This window comes from Halomonas campaniensis, from assembly GCF_002211105.1.
In the GTDB taxonomy this organism is placed as follows: domain Bacteria; phylum Pseudomonadota; class Gammaproteobacteria; order Pseudomonadales; family Halomonadaceae; genus Vreelandella; species Vreelandella campaniensis_A.
In genome coordinates this window covers 378,623-401,596 of record NZ_JPUA01000037.1, presented here as the reverse complement: position 1 = coordinate 401,596, position 22,974 = coordinate 378,623, and the positions used below count along the sequence as shown (strand labels likewise).

The following is a 22,974-nucleotide window of genomic DNA, read 5'->3' as shown; positions in this document are numbered from 1 at the left end:
GTTATGACTCTTGATCCAAACCGAGCTCTTGGATAGAAATTTCGCGCATCTTGAATTTCTGAATCTTGCCGGTGACGGTCATCGGGAACTCATCAACGAACTTGAAGTAGCGCGGAATTTTAAAGTGGGTGATCTTGCCTTTGCAGTACTCGCGCAGCTCTTCGCCGGTCACCTCACCCGCGGTGCTGTTGAGTTTCACCCAGGCGATCAGCTCTTCACCATACTTCTTATCCGGCACGCCGGTGACCTGAACTTCGGAGATCGCCGGGTGGGCGTATAAGAACTCTTCGATCTCTTTGGGATAGACGTTCTCACCGCCGCGAATCACCATATCTTTAATACGGCCCACGATCTGGATGTAGCCCTCCTCATCCATGGTGGCCAGGTCGCCTGTGTGCATCCAGCCCGCTTCATCGATGGCTTCAGCGGTGGCTTTGTCGTTGTTCCAGTACTTCAGCATCACGCTGTAGCCGCGGGTACACAGCTCTCCGATTTCTCCCCGGGGCAGAATGCCGCCGTTGCCGGGATCGACAATTTTGTTCTCTAAGTGAGGCTGGGTTCGGCCTACGGTGGATACACGTTTTTCAATGCTGTCGTTGGCACCCGTTTGAGTGGATACCGGGCTGGTTTCGGTCATACCGTAGGCGATCTGCACGCCCTTCATATTCATCTTATTGATGACCTGCTTCATGATTTCAGCGGGGCAGATCGAGCCCGCCATTATGCCGGTGCGGAGGGAAGAGAGGTCGGTGTCAGGAAAATCAGGGTGATCCAACTCGGCGATAAACATGGTCGGCACGCCGTAAAGCGCGGTGGCTTTTTGTTCGTGTACCGCCTTGAGCACTTTGCCTGGGTCGAAGCCCTCGTCCGGGTAGATCATGGTGGCGCCGTGGGTCATGCAGCCCAGGTTGCCCATCACCATGCCAAAGCAGTGGTAGAGCGGCACCGGAATCACTAGGCGGTCTTCGCTGGTAAACCCCATGCTTTCCGCCACAAAAAAGCCGTTGTTGAGAATATTATGGTGGGAGAGTGTGGCTCCTTTGGGAAAGCCGGTGGTGCCGGAGGTGTACTGGATATTGATGGCGTCGTCGAACTGCAGCGTGGCCTGTAGGTCGTCAACGTCGGTTTGGCTAACCTTGCTGGCTTCTTGCATTAGGTCAGACCAGCGCCACATGCCGCTGAGCTTTTCGCTGCTTAAATTGATAATACACTCAAGGTCGGGCAGTTTAGTCGACTTGAGTTGGCCTTCAGCGCAGGTGTTGAGTTCCGGGGCCAGCTCAAACAGCATGGCGCTGTAGTCGGAGCTTTTGAAGCTGTTGGCGGTGACCAGAAAACGCGCGCCGGATTGGTTCAGCGCGTACTCCAACTCATGGGTGCGGTAAGAGGGATTAATGTTGACCAGAATGGCGCCAATTTTGGCAGTGGCGAACTGAGTTAACGTCCATTCGCTGCAGTTGGGTGCCCAGATGGCCACGCGGTCGCCCTTGTTAACCCCAATGGAGAGTAGGGCGCGAGCACAGCGGTTGACCTCTTCCTGGAGCTGGCGATAGCTCCAGTGGATATGTTGATGCAGCACAATCAGCGCATCGTTATCGGCGTACTGGGTGGCGATCTGGTCGAATTTTTCGCCAATGGTCATACCCAGCAGCGGCTTGTCCGCCATGCTGCTGGAGTAGCTGGGTAGGGTAAGAGCAGGTGATGCCATGGTGTATCTCTCCGATATTTTTTCTTGTCCGAGCGGGAAGGCAGAGGATAATTCGCTACTTTTAATTTTTATTATTAACGTCTCATTTAACGGCTAGCGCCTTTTGCCAGGGCCACCTTGGAGCTGGGCGTACGGCCTAGTTCATGGGTGATCCAGTAGCCGGTATCGATTACGGCTTGCAGGTCGATGCCCGTTTCAATGCCTAGCCCTTCAAGCAGGTAGAGGACATCTTCGGTGGCCACATTGCCGGAGGCGCCTTTGGCATAGGGGCAGCCACCCAGGCCTGCCGTCGCCGCATCAATCACACTGACGCCTTCCTCCATTACCGCGTAGAGGTTGGCCATCGCCATGCCGTAGGTGTCATGGAAGTGGGCAGCCAGGAACTCTATCGGCACCTGCCGCTGAACGGCTTCAATCATGCGTTTGGCGGCCAGGGGGGTGCCGACGCCGATGGTGTCGCCGAGTGACACCTCGTAGCAGCCCATTTCATAAAGCGCCTTGGCCACCTCGGCGACTTTGCTGGGGTCAATCTCGCCTTCGTAGGGGCAGCCCAATACGCAGGAGACGTAGCCGCGCACGCGCACGCCCGCATCCCGGGCACGATTCAGTACCGGCTCGAAGCGGGTCAGAGACTCAGCAATGGAGCAGTTAATGTTCTTCTGCGAAAAGGCTTCAGACGCTGCACCAAAGACCGCCACCTCCTCAATGCCAACCGTTAGGGCGTTTTCCAGTCCTTTCAGGTTGGGCGTCAGCGCGGAGTAGACCACGCCGGGTTGGCGCTGAATGCCCGCCATCACCTCAATGGCATCACCCATTTGCGGCACCCACTTGGGCGAGACAAAACTGGCCGCTTCAATGTGCGCGATTCCCGCGTTGGCAAGCCGCTCGACTAGGGCAATTTTAGTCGCGGTAGGCACGATGGCCCCCGGTTCGTTTTGCAGGCCGTCCCGGGGGGCCATCTCAAACAGCTTTACAGAGGTCGGCAGTGGCATAAGCGTGAACTCCTATTCGTTGGCCGCAAAGTCGAGTAAAACGGCGCCCTGGCTGACCGTGTCACCTGCCTGGAAGTGGAAGGTTGCCACGCTGCCATCGGCGGGGGCGGTCATGGTGTGCTCCATTTTCATCGCTTCCATCACCATTAGCGGCATGCCTTTCTCAACCGCCACGCCGGGCTCCACGAGTAGCGCCACTACGGTGCCATTCATAGGCGCTGTTAGCGTGGATTCCGCTTCGTGGTGACCATGATCTATGGCATCGATACGCCGCCAGAACAGTCGGGTTTCACCGCTGGGGTCGGCCATTACCACCACATGACCATCGCGACGCGCCTGAAGGCGGCGGCGATGGCCGTTTAGCGTGACCGCTACCGCATCACCGGTGAGCGGCTGTAGGCTTGCGGTGAGGGTGTCATTGCCGATAGTCAGGTTCCACAGCGCCTCGCCAGCGTTGCGTTTACCTTCTACGATCACAACCGCCTCGTCACTATCAGCGGCTTTTACATCTGCCGGGTCACACAGCGCAATGCGAATAGTGTGGGGGGCATTCAGGCGGAAGCCGTCGTGGCGATCCCAGGGGGAGTCGCTTTCGCACTCCTGGGCGAGTTGATTCAGGCCAATCAGCGCGGCGCTGGCGTAGGCCTCCATGCTGTAGGTGCGCGGTGCAAACAGCGTCGCTTCATTACGCTCAATAAAGCGGGTGTCCAGCTCCACGTTCTTAAAGCCTGGGTGAGTGGCTAGGCGCATTAAGAAGGCGCGGTTGGTCACCACGCCCTGTACGTCCAGCGCCGCCAAGGCGCGGTTAAGGGTGGCTAGTGCCGCATCGCGGTCAGCACCGTGCACGATTAGCTTGGCGAGCATGGGGTCGTAGTGCATCGACACCGCATCGCCACTCTCCACGCCGCTGTCCAGACGCACCTGATCAGCGCTCAAGCCCGCGCCTGCTAAATCCAGCGCAAAGCGGGTGAGCAGGCCGGTAGCGGGTAGGAAATCCTGATCCGGGTCTTCGGCGTAAATGCGTGCCTCAAAGCTGTGGCCGGTAATGGTTAGCTCGTCTTGGCTGCAAGGCAGCGGTTCGCCCATGGCCACGCGCAACTGCCACTCCACCAAGTCCTGACCGGTGATCATTTCGGTAACCGGGTGCTCAACCTGAAGACGGGTGTTCATTTCCATAAAGTAGAACGAACCGTCAATGTCTAAAAGGAACTCGACGGTGCCTGCGCCTACGTAGCCGATCTCCTGGGCGGCGCGGACGGCGGCATCACCCATGGCGCTGCGCAGCTCCGCCGTCATGCCGGGGGCGGGGGCCTCTTCGATGACTTTTTGATGGCGGCGCTGAACGCTGCAGTCCCGTTCGAACAGGTAAACGCCGTTGCCATGACGGTCACAGAACACCTGCACTTCCACATGGCGCGGTTGCACCAGATACTTCTCGATTAGCATGCGGTCATCGCCGAAGGCGGCTTTTGACTCACGGCGGCAGCCATCTAATGCGGCTTGAAAACCATCGCCAGATTCCACCACGCGCATGCCTTTACCACCGCCACCGGCGCTGGCTTTGAGCATCACCGGGTAGCCAATTTTGTCGGCTTCGCTGCGCAGCAAGGCGTCGTTCTGCTCATCGCCGTGATAGCCCGGCACCAGCGGCACGCCCGCATTGGCCATGCGGGCTTTAGCAGCAGATTTATCGCCCATGGCGGCAATTGCCGAGGCCGGCGGGCCGACAAAGGTAATGCCCGCTTCTTCAAGGGCCTTAACGAAGCTGCCATTTTCGGATAGAAAACCGTAGCCGGGGTGAATCGCGCCGGTGCCGGTGCGCTTGGCGGCGTCGATGACCGCATCAATATTCAGATAGCTTTCGCGCGCAGCGGCAGGGCCTAAGCGCACGGCTTCATCGGCTTCACGCACATGGCGGGCTGTGGCATCAGCATCGGAGTAAACGGCGACGGTTTTCAGACCCATACGGCGTGCAGTGCGCATTACACGGCAGGCGATTTCACCCCGGTTAGCCACCAAAAGCGTATCAAAAGGCGTTGTGCGAGCGGCGTTTTCAGTTACTGATGTGTAGCTCATGAGCGACGCTCCGAAGCGTGGGGTGTGTTATTAGAATCAGCCCAGACGGGGCGGCGCTTCTCAAAAAAGCTGGATAAACCCTCTTGCCCTTCTTGGCTTACCCGTAGTTTGGCGATAACTTGGCAGGTATGTTCGCGGGTGGCGTCACTGTCAGGCGCTTGAGCAACTGTGGCCATTAGTGCCTTAGTGGCGCGCTGGGCTTGGGGCGAGCCGGATAATAGGGTTGCCAGCATGGCGTCCACTTCCTCGTCTAGCTTATCGTGCTCCACCACCAGATGGACTAAACCCAGCGCGAGCGCTATTTCGGCGTCCATGACTTCTGCGGTTAACGCATAGCGGCGCATCTGTCGCTCGCCCAGGGCTCGCTGCACGTAAGGGCTGATGACCGCGGGCGATAGACCAATTTTGACTTCTGAAAGGCAGAATTTGGCTTTACCCGAGGCGATCGCTATGTCGCAGCAGGCGGCCAAGCCCACCGCGCCGCCAAAGGCAGCCCCTTGAACGCGGCAAACCGTAGGGCAGGGCAGTGTATCGAGCCCGTGCATGAGGGCGGCAAGCTTGCGGGAGTCGGCGAGGTTATCTTCCAGGTCGTAATCGACCATGCGCTTCATCCAGTTCAGATCGGCACCCGCGGAGAAGCTTTTGCCTTCTGAACCCAGCACTACCGCGCGCACATCGCCTGCTTCAGCCAACGTATGCAACTGGTCAAGGTGCGCGTTTAGTTCAGCGATCAGGCTGTCGTCAAAAGCGTTATGCACCTCGGGGCGGTTTAAGGTCAGGCGCGCCACACCCTCTTCTATAGTCAGCGTTGAGTAAGCCATGGTAAGACCCCCTTACATCCTGAACACGCCGAAGCGCGTCTCTTCGATTTCTGCGTTCATCGCGGCAGCTAAAGAAAGCCCTAACACATCGCGGGTTTGCAGCGGATCAATCACGCCGTCATCCCATAAGCGGGCGCTGGCGTAGTAGGGGTGGCCCTGATGCTCGTACTGATCGCGGGTAGGCTGCTTAAAGGCTTCTTCGTCCTCTTTGCTCCACTCACGGCCTTCGCGTTCGTGCTGCTCGCGCTTAACCTGGGCCAGCACGCCCGCCGCCTGTTCGCCGCCCATCACTGAAATGCGCGCGTTGGGCCACATAAACAGCAGGTTAGGATCGTAGGCGCGGCCACACATACCGTAGTTACCGGCGCCGAAGCTGCCGCCAATCAGAACGGTGTATTTGGGCACCTTGGCGCAGGCCACAGCGGTGACCAGTTTGGCGCCGTGCTTGGCGATACCTTCATGCTCGTACTTGGAGCCGACCATAAAGCCGGTAATGTTCTGGAGGAAGATCAGCGGAATCTTGCGCTGGGCGCAGAGCTCAATAAAGTGCGCGCCTTTCACCGCGCTTTCGGAAAACAGCACGCCGTTATTGGCCACAATACCCACCGGGTAGCCGTGAATATGGGCAAAGCCGGTGACCAGGGTTTCGCCGTAGTAGCGTTTGAACTCGTCGAAATCGGAGTCGTCGACGATACGGCCAATCACTTCCCGCACGTCGTAGGGCTTTTTCAGGTCGGTGCCGACAATGCCATACAGCTCAGCAGGGTCGAGTTTGGGTGGTTTGGGCGCCTGCATGGCGAGCTTGCCGCGCTTTTGCCAATTCAACCGCGACACACAGGCGCGAGCCAGCTGCAGCGCATGGGCGTCGTTTTCGGCGTAGTGGTCGGCGACACCGCTGACCTTGGCGTGAACATCGGCACCGCCCAGGTCTTCGGCGCTAATGCTTTCACCGGTGGCGGCTTTCACCAAGGGCGGGCCACCCAGGAAAATCGTGCCCTGCTCTTTAACGATAATCGACTCATCCGCCATGGCGGGCACGTAAGCGCCGCCTGCGGTACAGGAACCCATCACCACGGCGATTTGCGGAATGCCTTCGGCGGACATGGTCGCCTGGTTGTAGAAAATGCGCCCAAAGTGGTCGCGGTCGGGGAAGACTTCATCCTGCCGGGGCAGGAAGGCGCCGCCGGAATCGACTAAATAGATGCACGGCAGGCGATGCTTGCGGGCGATCTCCTGGGCGCGGATGTGTTTTTTCACTGTCAGCGGAAAGTAGGTGCCGCCTTTGACCGTGGCGTCGTTGGCAACGATCACACATTCGACGCCGGAAACGCGGCCAATACCGGTGACCACGCCCGCGGCGGGTATCTCGCTATCGTAAATGTTGTGGGCCGCCAGAGCGGAGAATTCTAAAAACGGCGAACCTTCATCGATCAAATGATCGATGCGGTCACGCACAAACAGTTTGCCGCGGCTTTCGTGGCGCTCGCGGGCTTTGGCACCGCCACCCTGGGCGACGGCGGCGGTCAGCTCACGCAGTTTGTTCACTTCACCGAGCATGGAGGCTTCGTTGGCTTGAAACACATCGCTGCGCGGATTGATCTGGCTATTCACAGTGCTCATAGCGCGGCCTTTTATTTGCTTTCAGTAAACAGTTCGCGACCAATCAGCATCCGCCGAATCTCGCTGGTGCCCGCGCCAATTTCATACAATTTGGCATCGCGCAGCAGGCGTCCGGTGGGGTATTCGTTGATATAGCCGTTGCCGCCGAGTAGCTGAATGGAGTCCAGTGCCACCTGGGTGGCTTTTTCGGCGCAGTAGAGAATCACCCCAGCGGCGTCTTTGCGGGACGTTTGGCCGCGGTCGCAGGCGCCTGCAACGGCATATAAATAGGCGCGGCAGGCGTTCAGGGTGGTATACATATCCGCCACTTTGCCCTGCACCAGTTGGAACTCACCGATCGACTGGTTGAACTGTTTACGCTCATGGATATAGGGCATCACCACATCCATGGCGGCCTGCATAATGCCAATGGGGCCAGCGGCGAGCACGGTTCGCTCGTAATCCAAACCGCTCATTAGTACGCGTACGCCTTTGCCTTCGCCGCCGAGAATATTTTCAGCAGGCACAGCGCAATCCTGGAATACCAATTCACAGGTGTTGGAGCCGCGCATGCCCAGCTTGTCGAGTTTCTGGGCGGTGGAGAAGCCGGGCATACCTTTTTCGATAATAAACGCTGTGATGCCTTTGGAACCGGCGTCTGGGTCTGTTTTGGCGTACACCACCAGCACATCCGCATCCGGACCATTGGTGATCCACATTTTGTTGCCGTTAAGGATGTAGTGATCGCCACTCTGCTTGGCACGTAGCTGCATCGACACCACGTCAGAACCAGCGCCGGGTTCCGACATGGCCAGGGCGCCCACGTGGTCGCCACTGATCAGCTTGGGTAGGTACTTGGCTTTCTGTTCGGGGGAGGCGTTGATCTTGATCTGGTTAACGCACAGGTTGGAGTGGGCGCCGTAAGAGAGCGCTACCGAGGCGCTGGCCCGGGAGATCTCCTCCATGGCGATACAGTGGGCAAGATAACCCATGCCGCTGCCACCATCCTCTTCAGGAACGGTAATCCCTAACAGCCCCATATCGCCAAACTTCTTCCACAGGTCGTTGGGGAACTCGTTGTTACGGTCGATTTCGGCCGCACGGGGGGCAATCTCGCTGGCCGCAAAGGCGTTGACCTGCTCACGCAGCATGTTCAGTTCATCATCGAGGCCAAAATTAAGTTCTGAGTAGTGTGAAAACATGGTCAATCACCTGTCGCTAATTTATTGGTGTTTGCTAACTATGCTGGCTAGCTTTATCGGCGAGTCGAGCTGGCGTTATAGATGACCGGGCGCCGAGTCAGTGCATAGTGGCGGAAGAGGAGGGGGCGGCTTTTTCGGAACTGCCCGCTCGCTCCTCTTCGGTTTGTGTTTCATGTGGGCCTTTTTCATTTAGTTCTTCTAACGCTTGGCGGCAGCGAATTTCGGCGCTTTCAAGCTCTAACTGCACCATGGTGATGTCTTTCATCTGCTGGTCGAGAGCTGCCCTGCGCTCGGCTATTTTGCTGAGCATTAAATGCAACTGCTTTTTACTGCCGCTGCGGGTTTCATCCCAAAGCTCGAAGAGCTCGCGAATTTCGGCCAATGAAAATCCCAGCCGCTTACCGCGAATGGTGAGCTTGAGGCGAACCCGGTCTTTACTGCTATAAACCCGGGTTTGACCGCGGCGGGTGGGGTGAAGCAGTTCTTGATCCTCATAGAAACGAATGCTTCGGGTAGTTAAATCAAACTCGCTGGCCAGTTCACTGATCGAGTAAGTTTTGCTCATGGTGACGTTCTCTCAAAAAGGCATGTTGTTAACAATAATGGCTAAAGATCATTCCTACGATATGCCTTCTATGGAACACTGCCACTGAGGCTAAAACAAGTTTACGTTAACGTAAAGCAATAGTTGCTAGCAGTTGAAAAGCGTTGAAATGGTTTAAGTTATTGATATTTATATTTATAAGTCGATTGTTGATTCTACAAACTATCGCCGATAGACCAAAGTTGTAATTGTATTGCCATAGCGAGAGTTGCTAGTTTGCACATACACCTTACGTTCAGGTAAGGCATTGGTAGCCCATAATCATAATAAGGGTGCCGCCTTAGCCAGTACCGCATTCAGCACTACAACAATAAGAGGCTGCCACTCTATGAGTGCAAACGATGTCCTTCAGGGATGTGTCCTCGAAACCCGAGGGCTGACCAAAGAGTTTCGCGGCTTTACTGCCGTGGATGACGTCAATCTTCAGGTGCAGGAAGGACATATACACGCGCTGATAGGGCCTAATGGCGCTGGTAAAACCACTGTCTTCAATCTCTTGACTAAGTTTCTGCCACCGACCCATGGCGATATTTTGTATCGCGGCAAGTCGATTACCAGTAAAAAATCCAACGAAATTGCCCAATTAGGGCTAGTGCGCTCATTTCAGATCTCAGCGGTATTCGCGCATATGACGGCGCTGGAGAATGTGCGAGTGGCCCTGCAGCGCAAGCTGGGCACCTCGTTTCATTTCTGGAAGTCTGAGAAATCCCTGGATCACCTTAATGAACGTGCCCTTGAACTTCTGGAAGAAGTGGGGCTGCGGGAATATGCCGATACGCTAACGGTAGAGATGCCCTATGGTCGTAAACGAGCGCTTGAACTGGCCACTACGCTTGCGCTCGATCCCACCATGATGCTGCTTGATGAGCCGACTCAAGGTATGGGCGCGGAAGACGTCGACCGCATCGTGGCGCTGATTAAACGCGTCTCCCAGGGGCGCACTGTATTGATGGTGGAGCACAACCTGAGCGTTGTTAGCCGCCTGTGTGACCGAATTACCGTACTGGCGCGGGGGGCGGTACTGGCTGAGGGAGATTACGATGCTGTTTCCCGAAACCCACTAGTGCGCGAAGCCTATATGGGCAGCGACGCCGCGGAAGAGGAGGGAGCCGCTGTATGAATACCGCTGAAGCGCAAGCGCCTGTTGAAAACACGCAAAGCCTGGAAATGTTGCGCGTTCAGGATCTGCACGCCTTTTATGGCGAGTCGCATATCCTGCACGGCGTCAATTTTGATGTGAAGCGTGGCGAGCTGGTGACGCTGCTGGGGCGCAACGGTGCAGGCCGAAGCACCACGCTGAAATCGATTATGAACATGGTGGGGCGGCGCACGGGTTCTATCGTGATTAACGGCAATGAGACGTTAAACATGAAGCCGCACCATATTCCCCGGTTAGGTATTGGTTACTGCCCTGAGGAGCGCGGCATTTTTGCCAGCTTGGATGTGCATGAGAACCTGCTGCTCCCGCCTACCGTGCGTTCCGGCGGTATGAGTCTGGACGAAATCTACGCCATGTTTCCGAACCTCTATGAGCGGCGTAAAAGCCAGGGCACACGGCTCTCCGGTGGCGAGCAGCAGATGCTGGCCATGGCGCGTATCTTGCGCACGGGAGCAAGAATGCTGCTACTCGATGAGATTACCGAAGGCCTTGCGCCCGTCATTGTGCAGAAACTTGCCGAGGTGTTGGTTCAGCTAAAAGAGCGCGGTATGACCATTGTGCTTGTAGAGCAGAACTTTCGCTTTGCGGCGCCGCTGGCGGATCGCCACTTCGTGATGGATCACGGTCAGATTGTCGAAGAAATCAGCGCCGCGCAGCTGCCATCGCGACGGGAACACCTCAACTCAATGCTAGGGGTATAACGCACCAGCAGACGCACCTAATGACATACTCGCTCACAATAACAATTAATGAATCATTCACTTGATAGATCGTTGCACAACCGCTCAAGCACACCATAACAGCTGCACCACAACAGCTATATCACAACAACAAGGCCCTCAGGGCCAGGAGTCGAACATGACCTTTATGAAAAAAACGCTGACTGCCAGTATCGCCGTGGCGGCAGCTTCAAGCCTCGCTGTGTCCACCGCCCAGGCAGATATGAGCGATGGTGAAGTCCGTATTGGCTATCTGGCTGATATGTCCGGCACTTATCGCGACCTCGCAGGACCGGGCGGCTTGACCGCCATGGAGATGGCGGTGGCCGATTTTGGCGGCAGTGTAAACGGTGCATCCATCGTTATTTCCAGTGCCGACGATCGCAATAGCGCTGATGTGGGTGCCAACACCGTGCGGGGCTGGATCGACCAGGATAACGTCGATATGGTCGGCGGCTTGGTAGCGTCTTCTGTGTCGATTGCGGTCACCAAAGTGCTGGAAGAGAACAACGGCCTGGGTATCGTCTCAGGCTCCGCGGCTTCCAGTATTACCAACGAGCACTGCACCCCTAACCATATTCACTGGGTGTACGACACCTACCCGCTGGCTAATGGTACTGCCAAGGCCGTTGTAGAGCAGGGCGGCGATACGTGGTTTATGCTGACCGCTGACTACGCGTTTGGCCATGCCCTGGAAGCCGATGTAACCAAAGTCGTTGAAGAGAGCGGCGGTGAAATTGTTGGCGGCGTACGCCACCCGTTCCCCACCAATGATTTCTCATCGTACATCCTTCAAGCCCAAGGCTCTGGCGCGAAAATTGTTGGTCTTGCCAACGCCGGTGCCGACACCGTTAATGCCATCACCACGGCCAGCCAGTTTGGCCTGACGCAATCCGGGCAGCAGCTAGCAGGCCTGTTGATTTTCTTGAATGACGTGCACGCCCTTGGCCTAGAAGCTACCCAGAACCTGCTGCTAACTACCGGCTGGTACTGGGACATGGATGAGCAGTCCCGCGAATGGGCGCAGCGCTATTTCGATGAAGTGGGCCGCATGCCGACCATGGTACAAGCGGGCATCTACTCCAGCACCATGCACTACCTGAAAGCCGTTGAGGCTGCGGGCACTGACGACCCTGAAACCGTACGCGCGCAAATGGCTGAAATGCCGGTTGAAGACTTCTTCGCCCGTAACGGCACCATTCGTGAAGATGGCCGCATGATCCACGATATGTACCTGGCCCAGGTGAAAACACCGGATGAGTCCACCGGTGAGTGGGATCTTTACGAAATCCTCAGCACCATTCCCGCCGAAGAAGCCTACCGCCCGCTATCTGAAAGCCAGTGCAAATTGGTGCAAAACTAATTTCCAGGCTGAGCTTGAGCCAGATAGCCATTGCAAGTGATGTGTAGAACCGGTTGGCGGCAAGTTGCCGCCAACTGTTTGAGGGCGAGGAGAGTCGCGTTATGACGATGATATTCGGCGTGCCAATGGCCGTCTTCATGGGCCAGCTAACGCTGGGTCTTGTGAATGGCGCCTTTTACGCACTGCTTAGCCTGGGCCTGGCGGTCATCTTCGGCCTGTTGAAGATCGTCAACTTTGCCCATGGGGCGCAATACATGCTGGGAGCCTTCGCTGCACTGTTAGGCTTTCGCTATTTGGGCATTAATTACTGGCTGGCACTGTTTTTAGTACCTCTAGTGGTCGGTGCTTTTGGGGTGCTGCTTGAGCGTTTTTTGCTGCGCCGTATTGCCCATTTGGATCACCTTTATGGGCTATTGCTAACCTTCGGCTTAGCGCTCATTTTCGAGGGCACGCTGGTCAACTTCTTCGGTGTTTCCGGGGCGCGCTACGCGACACCGGAAATCTTCCAGGGTGGTTTGAACCTGGGCTTTATGTTCCTACCGACATATCGCGCCTGGGTGCTGGTGGCAGCGCTGGCGATGTGCCTGTTTACCTGGTTTATGATCGAGCGTACCCGTTTGGGTGCTTACCTTCGCGCGGGTACTGAGAACTCGCAGCTGATGCAAGCCTTTGGCGTTAATGTACCGCTGCTGATTACGCTCACCTATGGGTTTGGGGTGGGTCTGGCTGCCTTTGCTGGCGTGCTGGCAGCGCCGCTCTATCCGGTTTCGCCGACCATGGGCTCAAGCTTGCTGATCGTGGTGTTTGCAGTGGTAGTCATTGGCGGGATGGGCTCGATTCTAGGCGCCATTATTACCGGCCTCTCCATGGGGATTATCGAAGGGCTGACCAAGGTCTACTATCCGGAAGCCGCTAACACGGTGATCTTTCTTGTCATGATCCTCGTGCTCATGTTGCGCCCCGTTGGGCTGTTCGGTAAGGAGGCATGAACATGGCAGAATCTCAATCAATGGCGGCGCCATCCGCGGTACTGGAACGTCAGAAGCGGGCCAGGTTTCGCCGCAATATGTTCTATCTGGCGCTAATCGTGGTGGGGTTGATAGCGCCATTTTTGGCCTACCCCGTATTCTTGATGAAAGTGCTCTGTTTTGCGCTGTTTGCCTGCGCGTTCAACCTATTGCTTGGCTATGCGGGTCTGCTGTCTTTCGGCCATGCCGCTTTCTTGGCAACAGGCGGTTACGTAACCGGCTACCTGTTGGCGAGCTACCCTGGATTAACCCCGGAGCTGGGTATTATCGCCGGGACTGTTCTGGCCACGCTGCTTGGGGTGGTTTTTGGGGTGCTCTCCATCAGGCGTCAGGGCATCTATTTTGCCATGGTGACTTTAGCGATCGCCCAGCTGGTGTACTTCATGTTTGTGCAGGCCCCGTTTACCGGCGGTGAGGATGGCTTGCATGGCGTGCCCCGTGGAGAACTGTTTGGGTTTATTAGCCTGAGCAGCAACCTGGCAATGTACTACTTTGTGTTCGCGATTTTCATCTTCGGCTTTGCGCTGATTCAGCGCACGGTGCACTCGCCGTTTGGCCAAGTGCTAAAAGCGATTCGTGAAAACGAGCCCCGCGCGGTATCGCTGGGCTACAACACCGACGCCTACAAGCTAGTGGCGTTCGTGATCTCTGCAGGTTTAGCGGGCTTGGCGGGTTCCACCAAAACCGTGGTCTTCCAGCTGGCTTCGCTGACCGATGCGCACTGGCATATGTCCGGTGAGGTAATACTGATGACCTTGCTGGGCGGTGTGGGCACCTTGCTGGGCCCGTTAATGGGCGCAGGTATTGTGGTCAGTTTGCAGCATATCCTGGCGCAGTCGCCGCTGGGTAACTGGGTCAGCGTGATTTTGGGCATCATCTTTGTGGTCTGTGTGCTCAGCTTCCGCAGCGGGATCATCGGTGAGCTGGACAAGATGTATCGCAAAAACTTTAAGTAAGCGCTTTTTAATAGCACTCTCTCTGTCCCGTACTTATAAATACTTCCTGTTGGGCGCCGTTTGGCGCCCTTTTTTTGATTCTTTTATAAGGCCTACGCCTAAGGTCGCAAGCGCTGGTATGTTGCTTGTAGTGAGGTAAATAGATAAGTTAACGTAAACGTCAATTATAACGACAACACCCTGTGTGCTCGCACATTAGCGGAGATACGCCATGAATTTTGAGCTCAATGAAGACCAGGTCGCCTTTGCCGATATGGCCCGGGCGTTTGCCCAAAACGAGCTGGAGCCCCACGCCGCCGAATGGGATCAGACCTCGTTTTTCCCCGTCGATGTGATTCGCAAAGCGGGCGAGCTGGGCTTCTGCTCCCTTTACGCGCCAGAAAGCGTGGGCGGGTTGGGCCTTTCACGTCTGGATGCCAGCATCATTTTTGAACAGCTCTCTATGGGTTGCACCTCTACCACCGCTTATCTAACCATTCACAATATGGTGACCTGGATGTTGGCGGATTTCGGCACGCCGGAAGCGGTCGAGCAGTGGGGCGCAAGGCTGGCTACAGGTGAGCTGCTGGGCTCCTACTGTTTAACCGAGCCCAATTCAGGCTCCGACGCCGCCTCGCTGAAAACCACCGCCAAGCGCGATGGCGATCACTACGTGCTGACCGGCAGTAAGATGTTTATTTCCGGCGCCGGGAGTACCGACTTTCTGGTGGTGATGGCCCGCACCGGCGGCGAGGGTGCCAGCGGTGTCTCGGCGTTTGCGGTCGATGCCAAGAGTGACGGCATTAGCTATGGGCGCAAGGAAGAGAAAATGGGCTGGAACAGCCAGCCAACCCGCATGATCACCTTTGAAGACGTGCGAGTACCCGCCAATCATCTGCTCGGCAATGAAGGCGACGGTTTTAAAATCGCCATGAAGGGCCTCGACGGCGGGCGTATCAATATTGCTACCTGCTCTATCGGCACCGCCCAGCAGGCGATCAACAAAGCGCGGGAGTATATGCTGGAGCGCAAACAGTTCGGTAAGCGCTTAGCCGAGTTCCAGGCGCTGCAGTTCCGCTTGGCGGATATGGTCACCGAGCTGGTGGCCGCCCGGCAGCTGGTGCGCATGGCCGCTACCAAGCTGGACGCAGGCCACGCCGATGCACCGACCTACTGTGCCATGGCCAAGCGCTTTGCTACCGATGTGGGCTTCAAGGTGTGCGACGAAGCGCTTCAACTTTACGGCGGCAATGGCTATATCAAGGAGTACCCCATGGAGCGCTACGTTCGCGATACCCGGGTACACCGGATTCTTGAAGGCACCAACGAAATCATGCGGCTGATCATCTCCCGCCGGGTGCTGGCAGACGGCGCCACCGAGCTGTAAATGACGATGAATAAGGTAACGGTGGAAACGATAGCGACGGATAAGGAATGCCAATGAGCAGCGTACTGTTTACTGAACACGCCACCCAAGACGGCCACGTAATTGCTGAGGTTAAGCTCAATGCCGAGCGCTCGCTGAACGCGTTAACGCTTGAGATGTGTGAAGAGATGTTGCCCCGCCTGCGCGCCTGGGCCACTGACGATCGGGTGGTGGCGGTGCTGTTGGATAGCGCAGGCGAAAAAGCGTTTTGTGCCGGTGGCGACGTGGTGAATCTGTATAAAACGATTACCGGAGAGGGCGACCCCAGCTTCCCCGAGCGCTTTTTCGAGACCGAGTATCGGCTCGATTTTCTTTTGCACACCTACCCCAAGCCGGTGATCTGCTGGGGCAACGGCATTGTGATGGGCGGCGGCATGGGGCTGTTAAGCGCCAGTAGCCACCGTGTCGTGACCGAGACCTCGCGTTTGGCCATGCCGGAAGTCACTATCGGCCTCTACCCGGATGTAGGCGCCAGCTGGTTTTTGAACCGCCTGCCCAACGGCGCAGGGCGCTTTTTGGCCATGACCGGCGGCCAAATCAATGCCCCAGATGCTGTTCACCTTGGCTTGGCTGACCGCTGTATCGCCAGCCACCACCGTGATGCCCTATTGCAGCAGTTGACCGACGCGCGCTGGGGTGCCGGTGAAAATACCGATGCCAGCGGTGTGGTTAACCGAATTATGCGGGAGCTTGAGCAAACATCGCAGCCGGTATTCGCCGAGCTGGAAGCGCCCGTTTACCAACACTCTCCACTGATCCGTGAATTGATGGATCACGACAGCGTAGAACAAATTGTCGCCGCCATTACGGCGGTAAAAAGCGACAATAAGTGGTTTAGCAAAGCCCAACAAACGCTGGCCCACGGCAGCCCTGTCTCTGTTAAGTTAATCGATGAGCAGCTAAAGCGCGCCAAGCATATGTCGCTGGCAGAGGTGTTCCAATCCGAAATGTCGCTCTCGGTGCAATGCTGCCGCCACCGTGAGTTCCCCGAGGGCGTGCGCGCACTGCTGGTTGATAAAGACGGTCAACCGAACTGGACGTATCCAGACGTGGCCTCGGTAGAGGAGGGCTTTATCAACGAGCTACTATCTTCTGCATGGTCGCAAAATCCGCTGGCGGATCTACGCTAATATAATCTTCCCATTACCGGCTAATAAGGATAATAAAATGAACACCATCGCATTTATCGGCCTGGGCAATATGGGCGGCCCCATGGCTGCCAACCTAGTAAAAGCAGGCTTTGACGTGCGCGCATTTGATCTTTCTCAAGAGGCGCAAGAGACCGCCAAAGCGAATGGCTGTGAAGTGGCTTTCTCGGCCCAGGAAGCTGCCACCGACGCCGACTTTATCATTTCAATGCTGCCCGCCGGAAAGCATGTACGCGGGCTATATATTGAAGACGATGCGCCACTGTTTGAAGTGATCAAACGTGGAGCGCTGGTTATCGACTGCTCTACCATTGACGGTGCCACTGCCCGAGGCGTTGCTGAAGAGGGCGAGAAGCTGGGTATCGGCTTTGTCGATGCGCCGGTTTCCGGTGGCGTGGGCGGCGCTCAAGCGGGCACCTTGACCTTTATTGTGGGGGGCAGCGAGGTCGAGTTCAGGCTGGCCAAACCGGTGCTGGAAGCCATGGGCAAAAACATCTTCCATGCTGGAGGCCATGGCGCAGGGCAGGTGGCCAAAGTCTGCAACAACATGCTGCTCTCTATCCTGATGGCGGGTACCTGCGAAGCGATCAATATGGGGGTTAAAAACGGCCTGGACCCCGCGGTGCTTTCAGAAATCATGAAGCAGAGCTCCGGCGGTAACTGGGCGCTAAATGTTTACAATCCCTACCCAGGCGTCATGGAAAACGCACCGGCCTCAAAAAACTACCAAGGCGGCTTCCAGGTCGACCTGATGGTCAAAGACTTAGGCCTCGCCATGGATGTCAGCCAACAAAGCGCCTCCGCAGTCCCCATGGGCTCCGCCGCCCGCTCACTGTTCACCCTGCATAAAGCCAAAGGCAACGGTAAACTCGACTTCTCTAGCCTGATGCAGTTTTATCAGGATAAAGAGTGAGGGTAAGGTGTGAGGTGTGAATCGTAAGTGGTGAGGAGCGGGGTTATGTAGCGCGTGGTAACGAGTTTTGCGAGGAACGAGCAACACGAGGCACCCGCGGGAGGGCGGCACAGCCGCCCCTGAGTCGCCACCAAGCTCGCCTCAACTTGCCACTCCAACCCGAGCGAGGCAAACTCAACTTCCTCTCTTTGCTCATATACAAGGACTACCATGATCACGCTTTGGGGCCGCAACAACTCCACCAACGTCAAAAAAGTGCGCTGGGTGCTAGAAGAGCTGGATTTGCCGTTCGAGCAGATACAGGCGGGGCTTGAGCACGGGGTTAACAATACGCCGGAATACCTGGCTATGAACCCCACCGGACTAGTGCCGCTACTCAAAGATGACGCTACCAACAGCGTGCTGTGGGAATCCAATACGATTATTCGCTACCTTGCCGCCCAGTATGGGCAAAGCAAGCTATGGATCGAAGCCCCCGCCGAACGGGCGCAGGCAGAAAAGTGGATGGATTGGTCGAACAGCACCCTGTCACCCAGGCACCGCACGATCCTGATGGGCTATGTCAGAACCCCACCCGAAAAACGCGATAATGCTGCCATTGAAGCGGGTATGCAGGCGTGTGAAGAGCTGTTCGAATTGATGGATAACGTGCTGGCGAAACAAGCGTTCTTCTCGGGCAATGAGTTTGGCCTGGGCGATATTGCCGTTGCACCCTTTGTCTACAACTTGTGGCATATCGGCCTAACCTGGCAGCCGCGCCCCAATCTAGAGCGCTGGTACCAACAAATCGCTGAACGCCCCGCCTACCAAAAAGTGGTGGTGATTCCGGTTACTTAAATATTGGGCGTCGGTGTAATAGTTCATGCTGTACGTCCCAAATTGACGTGCCTGATTTTTGGTGCTCATTGGGTAAAGTTGCAGTGTGGGTAAAAGAGCGGACTGACAGAAAACGTTATTTAACCACCAGTATAATACGTCAGCTTCTATTATAAAGTGGGGCTTTATATTGAAAAGCTAACATATCAATATTTGCTTGTTTTTACGATGCAGGCATGGGCTACCAGCGGCCGCGTAAGCTAGTCACAGGCGTGTGGTTTTCTTTATATCAATCTTTTCTTAAAAGAATAAAGACATAATAGTAGCGGTAGCTTTTGAATTTTGATGTACTTCGCTTAGCGACTTATAAGTGTGCAGATGTTGTTATATGCTCTTAGTTTTTAGTGCATGTTCCATGTGGGAGTCTTAATGCCACTGTTACCAAACGAACCACGAGTAATTGATGAAACGGTGCAGCAAGCGCTGACGGAACAGTTCCTGATGCCAGCAATTGGTGAGCTTATGGTTTTGTTTGTAGATCTGCGCCAATCGCTGGATACTAAACTTAGTCAACTGAGACCGCTAAAGCAGGATAAGCCCTACCCACTTGGACAATGCCTGGAAATTTCCGAGGCTATTTTTCAGCATTTGCGGAACCTTAATCCTTGCACGCTCAAACCTGAAGCCGCCTGTGGGTTTAACGCATTGAGGAATTTTGTGCGCGTGGGAGGTTCAGTACGCCAGGTGTGGGGGGATTTGCGCGGTGAATACTTTCAAAATGCTTTATTGCTTGGCACGCTGTATGTGGATGTGGCAAACGATACTGTAAACCCCTATAAACAGCCGGTTGAAATACTGCCTTTCGCTGAGGCGAAATTTGCACCGATTAACGATTTTTATCATTTCTCAATGGTGGCTGCGCGCTATTGGCAAGCTTGCGTTTATCCTAATCATCTTATCCCATCGCTGGCACCTTACTTTCCGTTAATTAGCTTGACTGCTGACGGGTTTGTTCAGGTTCAATCTGCTAGCAACTATATGATTGCTCTCACGCAGGCAGGTGCTTTTTATCCCTCTGAATCTGTGCTGAAGCAGGCGTTGATGGCGAAGAATCTGTTCAATTTTATGCATGGCCGTTTGGCCGCGCTTTCTGTCACGCTGGCTGCTGAACCTAAAATTGGGCAGACTGAGGCCTTAGCAATGTGTGCTTGCTACCGAGAACAAAGGGAAGTTGAAGCTTTGAAGCAGCGCGATAGGTCAGTGAGGGAAGTGTTACACATAAATGCTGAATTGGCGCGTTTCCGAATCAAAATAAAGTAGAAGGTGTCAGAATCCTGCAACTCATAATTGTTGCTGAAACCTCCCTAGGAGCACAGAAATGGCATCAACATCAACAGATGCAGGTTACGTCACCGATCAGGAATATACTCGCGGCTATTATGCTGAGTTAAATCCATTGCGCCTTCGCTTGCTGCTACTCAATGCAGGATGGATACCTCCTGTTATTGAACATGCCTGTGAGCTAGGTTTTGGTCAGGGGGTAAGTGTAAACCTGCATGCTGCTGCTTCATCAGTATCATGGCAGGGTACTGACTTTAATGCTGCACACGTAGCCTATGCCCGTGAAATGTCGAGAGCGGGCGATGTAAATATTCATTTGGCGGACGACGACTTTGCTGCATTTTGCGCACGTGATGATCTGCCCATGTTTGATTATATAGCGTTGCATGGTATTTGGAGCTGGGTAGGGGATGCTAACCGGCGTACGATAATTGACTTTATTAGCCGTCGCCTTAACCCAGGCGGAGCGGTGTATATCAGTTACAACACTTCGCCGGGTTGGGCTGCGATGCTGCCAGTACGTGATTTGATTAGGGCGCATGCCGATGTGATGGGGTCACCTGTTGGCAGTACAGCCACACAGCTGGAGGAAGCGCTCGCCTTTATTGAAAGGCTGTGGCAAAGCGACCCCGTTTTTGCTCGTGCTCATCCGCAGCTTCAGCAGGCGTTGGCACAGTTCAAATCACAGGATCGCCGTTATCTAGCTCATGAGCTACTTAATCGTGATTGGACGCCGATGAGCGTAACTCAACTAGGCAACTGGTTGAGTGAAGCGCGTCTTAACTATGCTTGCTCTGCACAGCCACTTGATGATCTAGATGGGTTGCAGCTTAGTTCGTCTCAACAGGCGTTGCTAAAAGAGATCAGCCATCCATTACTTCAGGCCGCCACCCGGGACATCATGACGAATAAACGTTTTCGGCGTGATTACTGGCTAAAAGGTGCTCGTCGACTCAATTCCCTGGAAATAGCCGACTTTATTCGCCGTGAACATATTGTGCTATTGCAGCCTGCTGATGAAGTAGCCCTAGAGGTGAGAGGCGTGCACGGCGTTGCGGCGCTGCAGCGACTTATTTACCAACCGCTGCTTGAAGTACTGAGCGACCAGCGCGTTAGAACTATAGGTGAGCTTGAAAAAGAGCTGCATAAGTCGGGAGTAACATTTAACCAGCTACGTGAAGCATTGATGGTATTGATCGGCAAGGGGGTGGTCATGCCAGCGCAATCACCCAGGATGTCTGCGCTCGTGCATAATCAATGTGAGCGTCTTAATGAACACCTGTGCCGTCAGGCGATGCTTGGTGCTGAAATGGGTTATCTTGCCAGTCCTGTTACTGGCGGTGGGGTAAGTGTTGGAGTAGTTGAACAGCGCTTCCTTGATGCGCGCCGTGCGGGGATGGTGCAGCCTGAGCAGTGGGCAGAGGCTGCATGGAGTGTTTTCATGACCCAAGGGCAACGGTTAATGCGGAATGGTAAACCGCTGACCTCTGAGGAAGAGAATCGCCAAGCTCTCATTGATCAAGCTAGGCACTTCATGCATGCACGACTACCGCTGTTGGAAAAATTGCAGATTGTTTAGGTGTATTTTAGAAGTTGTTGCTATTCCACGAAGAAGTACCATGATGAACAACACTAATTAAGTAGGTTTGTCGTTTTTATGTATTGACATTTCTAGTTTTTTCTGTAATAAGTCTTTTTTATCCGCAAGATAACAATTATTAGGTGCAGAAATTCCTGCGCCAGCAATAAGCGAGTGGCTCCATGACAAGTGTCGTTATACCGCTTTGGTTGAGTGCCACATGCCCACCTTCAACTTTTTTTGCGCCTTCCAATCATGGATTTCTGGTGCGACCTGAACACCCAACAACCCTATTTTGCTATCTCTAAGCTTGCTTATTCTGAAAGGAAGCGAATTCATGCCTGCTAATATGAAATCCGCCCACATAGTTGTGATTGATCAATCCATTAATGGTTACCTGTCGCTGCTCGAAGCGGCCACAGCAGGGGGGCATGAGGTGATACTGTTGTCTGGCAAAGGCGACGGCTTTCTTGAATTAGGGCAGGCAATAGCGGGCAGGTCAGATATTCAGAGCATACATCTGTTCTCTCACGGAAGCGAAGGTTCAATCCAGCTTGGGCAAGCGCAATTAAATAACAATAATCTGAATAAATATGCAGATGTGCTGGAAACAATCAAGTTCAGCCTGGTCGAGGGTGGTGATCTGCTGATTTATGGTTGTAATGTGGCCGGGAGTGAGGAAGGCAAGCAGTTTGTTGCAGCATTGTCCGAAGTGCTGAATGCAGATATGGCTGCGTCGGATGATTTGACAGGGCATGGAGATTTGGGTGGGGACTGGGAGTTAGAGTATCAGCATGGAGATATCTTACCCGTCGGCGATTGGCTTTGGAGTGTACGCAGCGAATTTATGCAGACACTGGGCTCGACTGTAGCGCTGAACTCTTCATGGTTAACAGACAATACCGACGATTGGATCTATTCAGACAATCAGAGTGGTGGAGATCTGGGTGGAACCCCTGATTCCATTTATATAGATATTGAGAGTCAAAATCCGCAGCTTACTTACCCTGTTGAATTCACGATCGAAAGCCTTTCCAATACGCCGTTTAACCTAGACAGTATTACTGTAAGACCATTCGATACGAGTAACCCTTATTATCTTGAAATTCTGCCCGATGGAGATGAAGGCAGAAAGGTCACAGCGCCTACGATTGAAAATCAGTCGAATGAAACAGTCATAATATCTGTCGACCTGAATTCCATTACCTCCTTCACGGTTAGGTTTCTGGATCAAGGTGTTACGCAGGGGCCGCCAATCAACCTCGATTTTCTAAACTTCGTTACCAGTGATGCGGCTGTAAATAGCACACCCGTGTTTACCACCTCCAATAAAGCAAGTGTGGCCGAAAACACCACCGCGGTAACGACGCTGGTAGCCACAGATGCGGACGGCGATCTGCTCACCTACAGCCTTACCGGTGGCGCCGACCAGGCCCTGTTCACGCTGGATGCCAACAGCGGTGCGCTGAGCTTTAAGAGTGCGCCCAATTTTGAAGCCCCGGCGGATAGCAACAGCGACAACACTTACACGGTGGAAGTGACTGCCAA

Annotated in this window: 19 protein-coding genes; 12 read left to right on the top strand and 7 right to left on the bottom strand. The window is 54.8% G+C overall.

Annotation, left to right across the window (positions count from 1 at the left end):
• Nucleotide 1: 1 nt before the first annotated feature.
• From JI62_RS19225 to JI62_RS19195, 7 genes are all read right to left on the bottom strand, one after another.
• Nucleotides 2-1,705, bottom strand: a complete 1,704-nt coding sequence (locus JI62_RS19225) for an AMP-binding protein (protein WP_088701702.1) — start codon at nucleotides 1,703-1,705, stop codon at nucleotides 2-4.
• An 86-nt stretch (nucleotides 1,706-1,791) separates the two neighbouring features.
• Nucleotides 1,792-2,697, bottom strand: coding sequence for a hydroxymethylglutaryl-CoA lyase (locus JI62_RS19220; RefSeq protein WP_088701701.1), 906 nt, complete (start codon nucleotides 2,695-2,697; stop codon nucleotides 1,792-1,794).
• 12 nt (nucleotides 2,698-2,709) lie between these two features.
• Nucleotides 2,710-4,773, bottom strand: coding sequence for an acetyl/propionyl/methylcrotonyl-CoA carboxylase subunit alpha (locus JI62_RS19215; protein WP_088701700.1), 2,064 nt, complete (start codon nucleotides 4,771-4,773; stop codon nucleotides 2,710-2,712).
• Entirely contained in the window at nucleotides 4,770-5,594 is an 825-nt protein-coding gene (locus tag JI62_RS19210) for an enoyl-CoA hydratase/isomerase family protein (protein ID WP_088701699.1), read from the bottom strand. The genes JI62_RS19215 and JI62_RS19210 overlap by 4 nt, the downstream gene beginning before the upstream one ends.
• Before the next feature lie 12 nt (nucleotides 5,595-5,606).
• A complete protein-coding gene (locus JI62_RS19205; RefSeq protein WP_088701698.1) occupies nucleotides 5,607-7,214 on the bottom strand; it encodes a carboxyl transferase domain-containing protein in 1,608 nt (535 codons plus the stop codon).
• 11 nt (nucleotides 7,215-7,225) lie between these two features.
• On the bottom strand, nucleotides 7,226-8,395 hold the full coding sequence (locus JI62_RS19200; RefSeq protein ID WP_088701697.1) for an isovaleryl-CoA dehydrogenase: 1,170 nt from the start codon (nucleotides 8,393-8,395) through the stop codon (nucleotides 7,226-7,228).
• A 97-nt stretch (nucleotides 8,396-8,492) separates the two neighbouring features.
• A complete protein-coding gene (locus JI62_RS19195; RefSeq protein WP_088701696.1) occupies nucleotides 8,493-8,960 on the bottom strand; it encodes a MerR family transcriptional regulator in 468 nt (155 codons plus the stop codon).
• Nucleotides 8,961-9,327: 367 nt separating this feature from the next.
• On the opposite strand from JI62_RS19195, the gene JI62_RS19190 reads away from it, so the two are divergent.
• The 12 genes from JI62_RS19190 to JI62_RS19135 form a co-directional block, all read left to right on the top strand.
• Nucleotides 9,328-10,119 carry an ABC transporter ATP-binding protein gene (locus JI62_RS19190; RefSeq protein ID WP_088701695.1) on the top strand — a complete coding sequence of 264 codons (792 nt, stop codon included), beginning with the start codon at nucleotides 9,328-9,330 and terminating at the stop codon, nucleotides 10,117-10,119.
• Nucleotides 10,116-10,859 (top strand): ABC transporter ATP-binding protein, encoded by a 744-nt coding sequence (locus JI62_RS19185; protein ID WP_088701694.1) that lies wholly within the window; start codon nucleotides 10,116-10,118, stop codon nucleotides 10,857-10,859. Before JI62_RS19190 ends, JI62_RS19185 begins: the two co-directional genes overlap by 4 nt.
• 157 nt (nucleotides 10,860-11,016) lie before the next feature.
• The gene (locus JI62_RS19180) at nucleotides 11,017-12,240 is read left to right on the top strand and encodes an ABC transporter substrate-binding protein (RefSeq protein WP_088701693.1); all 1,224 of its coding nucleotides are present in this window, start codon (nucleotides 11,017-11,019) and stop codon (nucleotides 12,238-12,240) included.
• Between the two features lie 101 nt (nucleotides 12,241-12,341).
• Nucleotides 12,342-13,229, top strand: coding sequence for a branched-chain amino acid ABC transporter permease (locus JI62_RS19175; protein WP_088701692.1), 888 nt, complete (start codon nucleotides 12,342-12,344; stop codon nucleotides 13,227-13,229).
• Between the two features lie 2 nt (nucleotides 13,230-13,231).
• Nucleotides 13,232-14,224: a branched-chain amino acid ABC transporter permease gene (locus JI62_RS19170; RefSeq protein WP_088701691.1), complete on the top strand. Its 993-nt coding sequence runs from the start codon at nucleotides 13,232-13,234 to the stop codon at nucleotides 14,222-14,224.
• Between the two features lie 211 nt (nucleotides 14,225-14,435).
• The gene (locus tag JI62_RS19165; RefSeq protein WP_088701690.1) at nucleotides 14,436-15,590 is read left to right on the top strand and encodes an acyl-CoA dehydrogenase family protein; all 1,155 of its coding nucleotides are present in this window, start codon (nucleotides 14,436-14,438) and stop codon (nucleotides 15,588-15,590) included.
• 53 nt (nucleotides 15,591-15,643) lie between these two features.
• Nucleotides 15,644-16,759: an enoyl-CoA hydratase/isomerase family protein gene (locus JI62_RS19160; RefSeq protein WP_088701689.1), complete on the top strand. Its 1,116-nt coding sequence runs from the start codon at nucleotides 15,644-15,646 to the stop codon at nucleotides 16,757-16,759.
• A gap of 37 nt (nucleotides 16,760-16,796) precedes the next feature.
• Entirely contained in the window at nucleotides 16,797-17,690 is an 894-nt protein-coding gene (mmsB, locus tag JI62_RS19155) for a 3-hydroxyisobutyrate dehydrogenase (RefSeq protein ID WP_088701688.1), read from the top strand.
• Between the two features lie 210 nt (nucleotides 17,691-17,900).
• Entirely contained in the window at nucleotides 17,901-18,527 is a 627-nt protein-coding gene (locus JI62_RS19150) for a glutathione S-transferase family protein (protein ID WP_088701687.1), read from the top strand.
• Nucleotides 18,528-18,935: 408 nt separating this feature from the next.
• Nucleotides 18,936-19,826 carry a hypothetical protein gene (locus JI62_RS19145; protein ID WP_088701686.1) on the top strand — a complete coding sequence of 297 codons (891 nt, stop codon included), beginning with the start codon at nucleotides 18,936-18,938 and terminating at the stop codon, nucleotides 19,824-19,826.
• 58 nt (nucleotides 19,827-19,884) lie between these two features.
• Nucleotides 19,885-21,426, top strand: a complete 1,542-nt coding sequence (locus JI62_RS19140; protein WP_088701685.1) for a class I SAM-dependent methyltransferase — start codon at nucleotides 19,885-19,887, stop codon at nucleotides 21,424-21,426.
• A 337-nt stretch (nucleotides 21,427-21,763) separates the two neighbouring features.
• Nucleotides 21,764-22,974, top strand: a 1,211-nt coding sequence (locus JI62_RS19135; RefSeq protein ID WP_205737553.1) for a DUF4347 domain-containing protein, incomplete at its 3' end; no start/stop codon positions are given.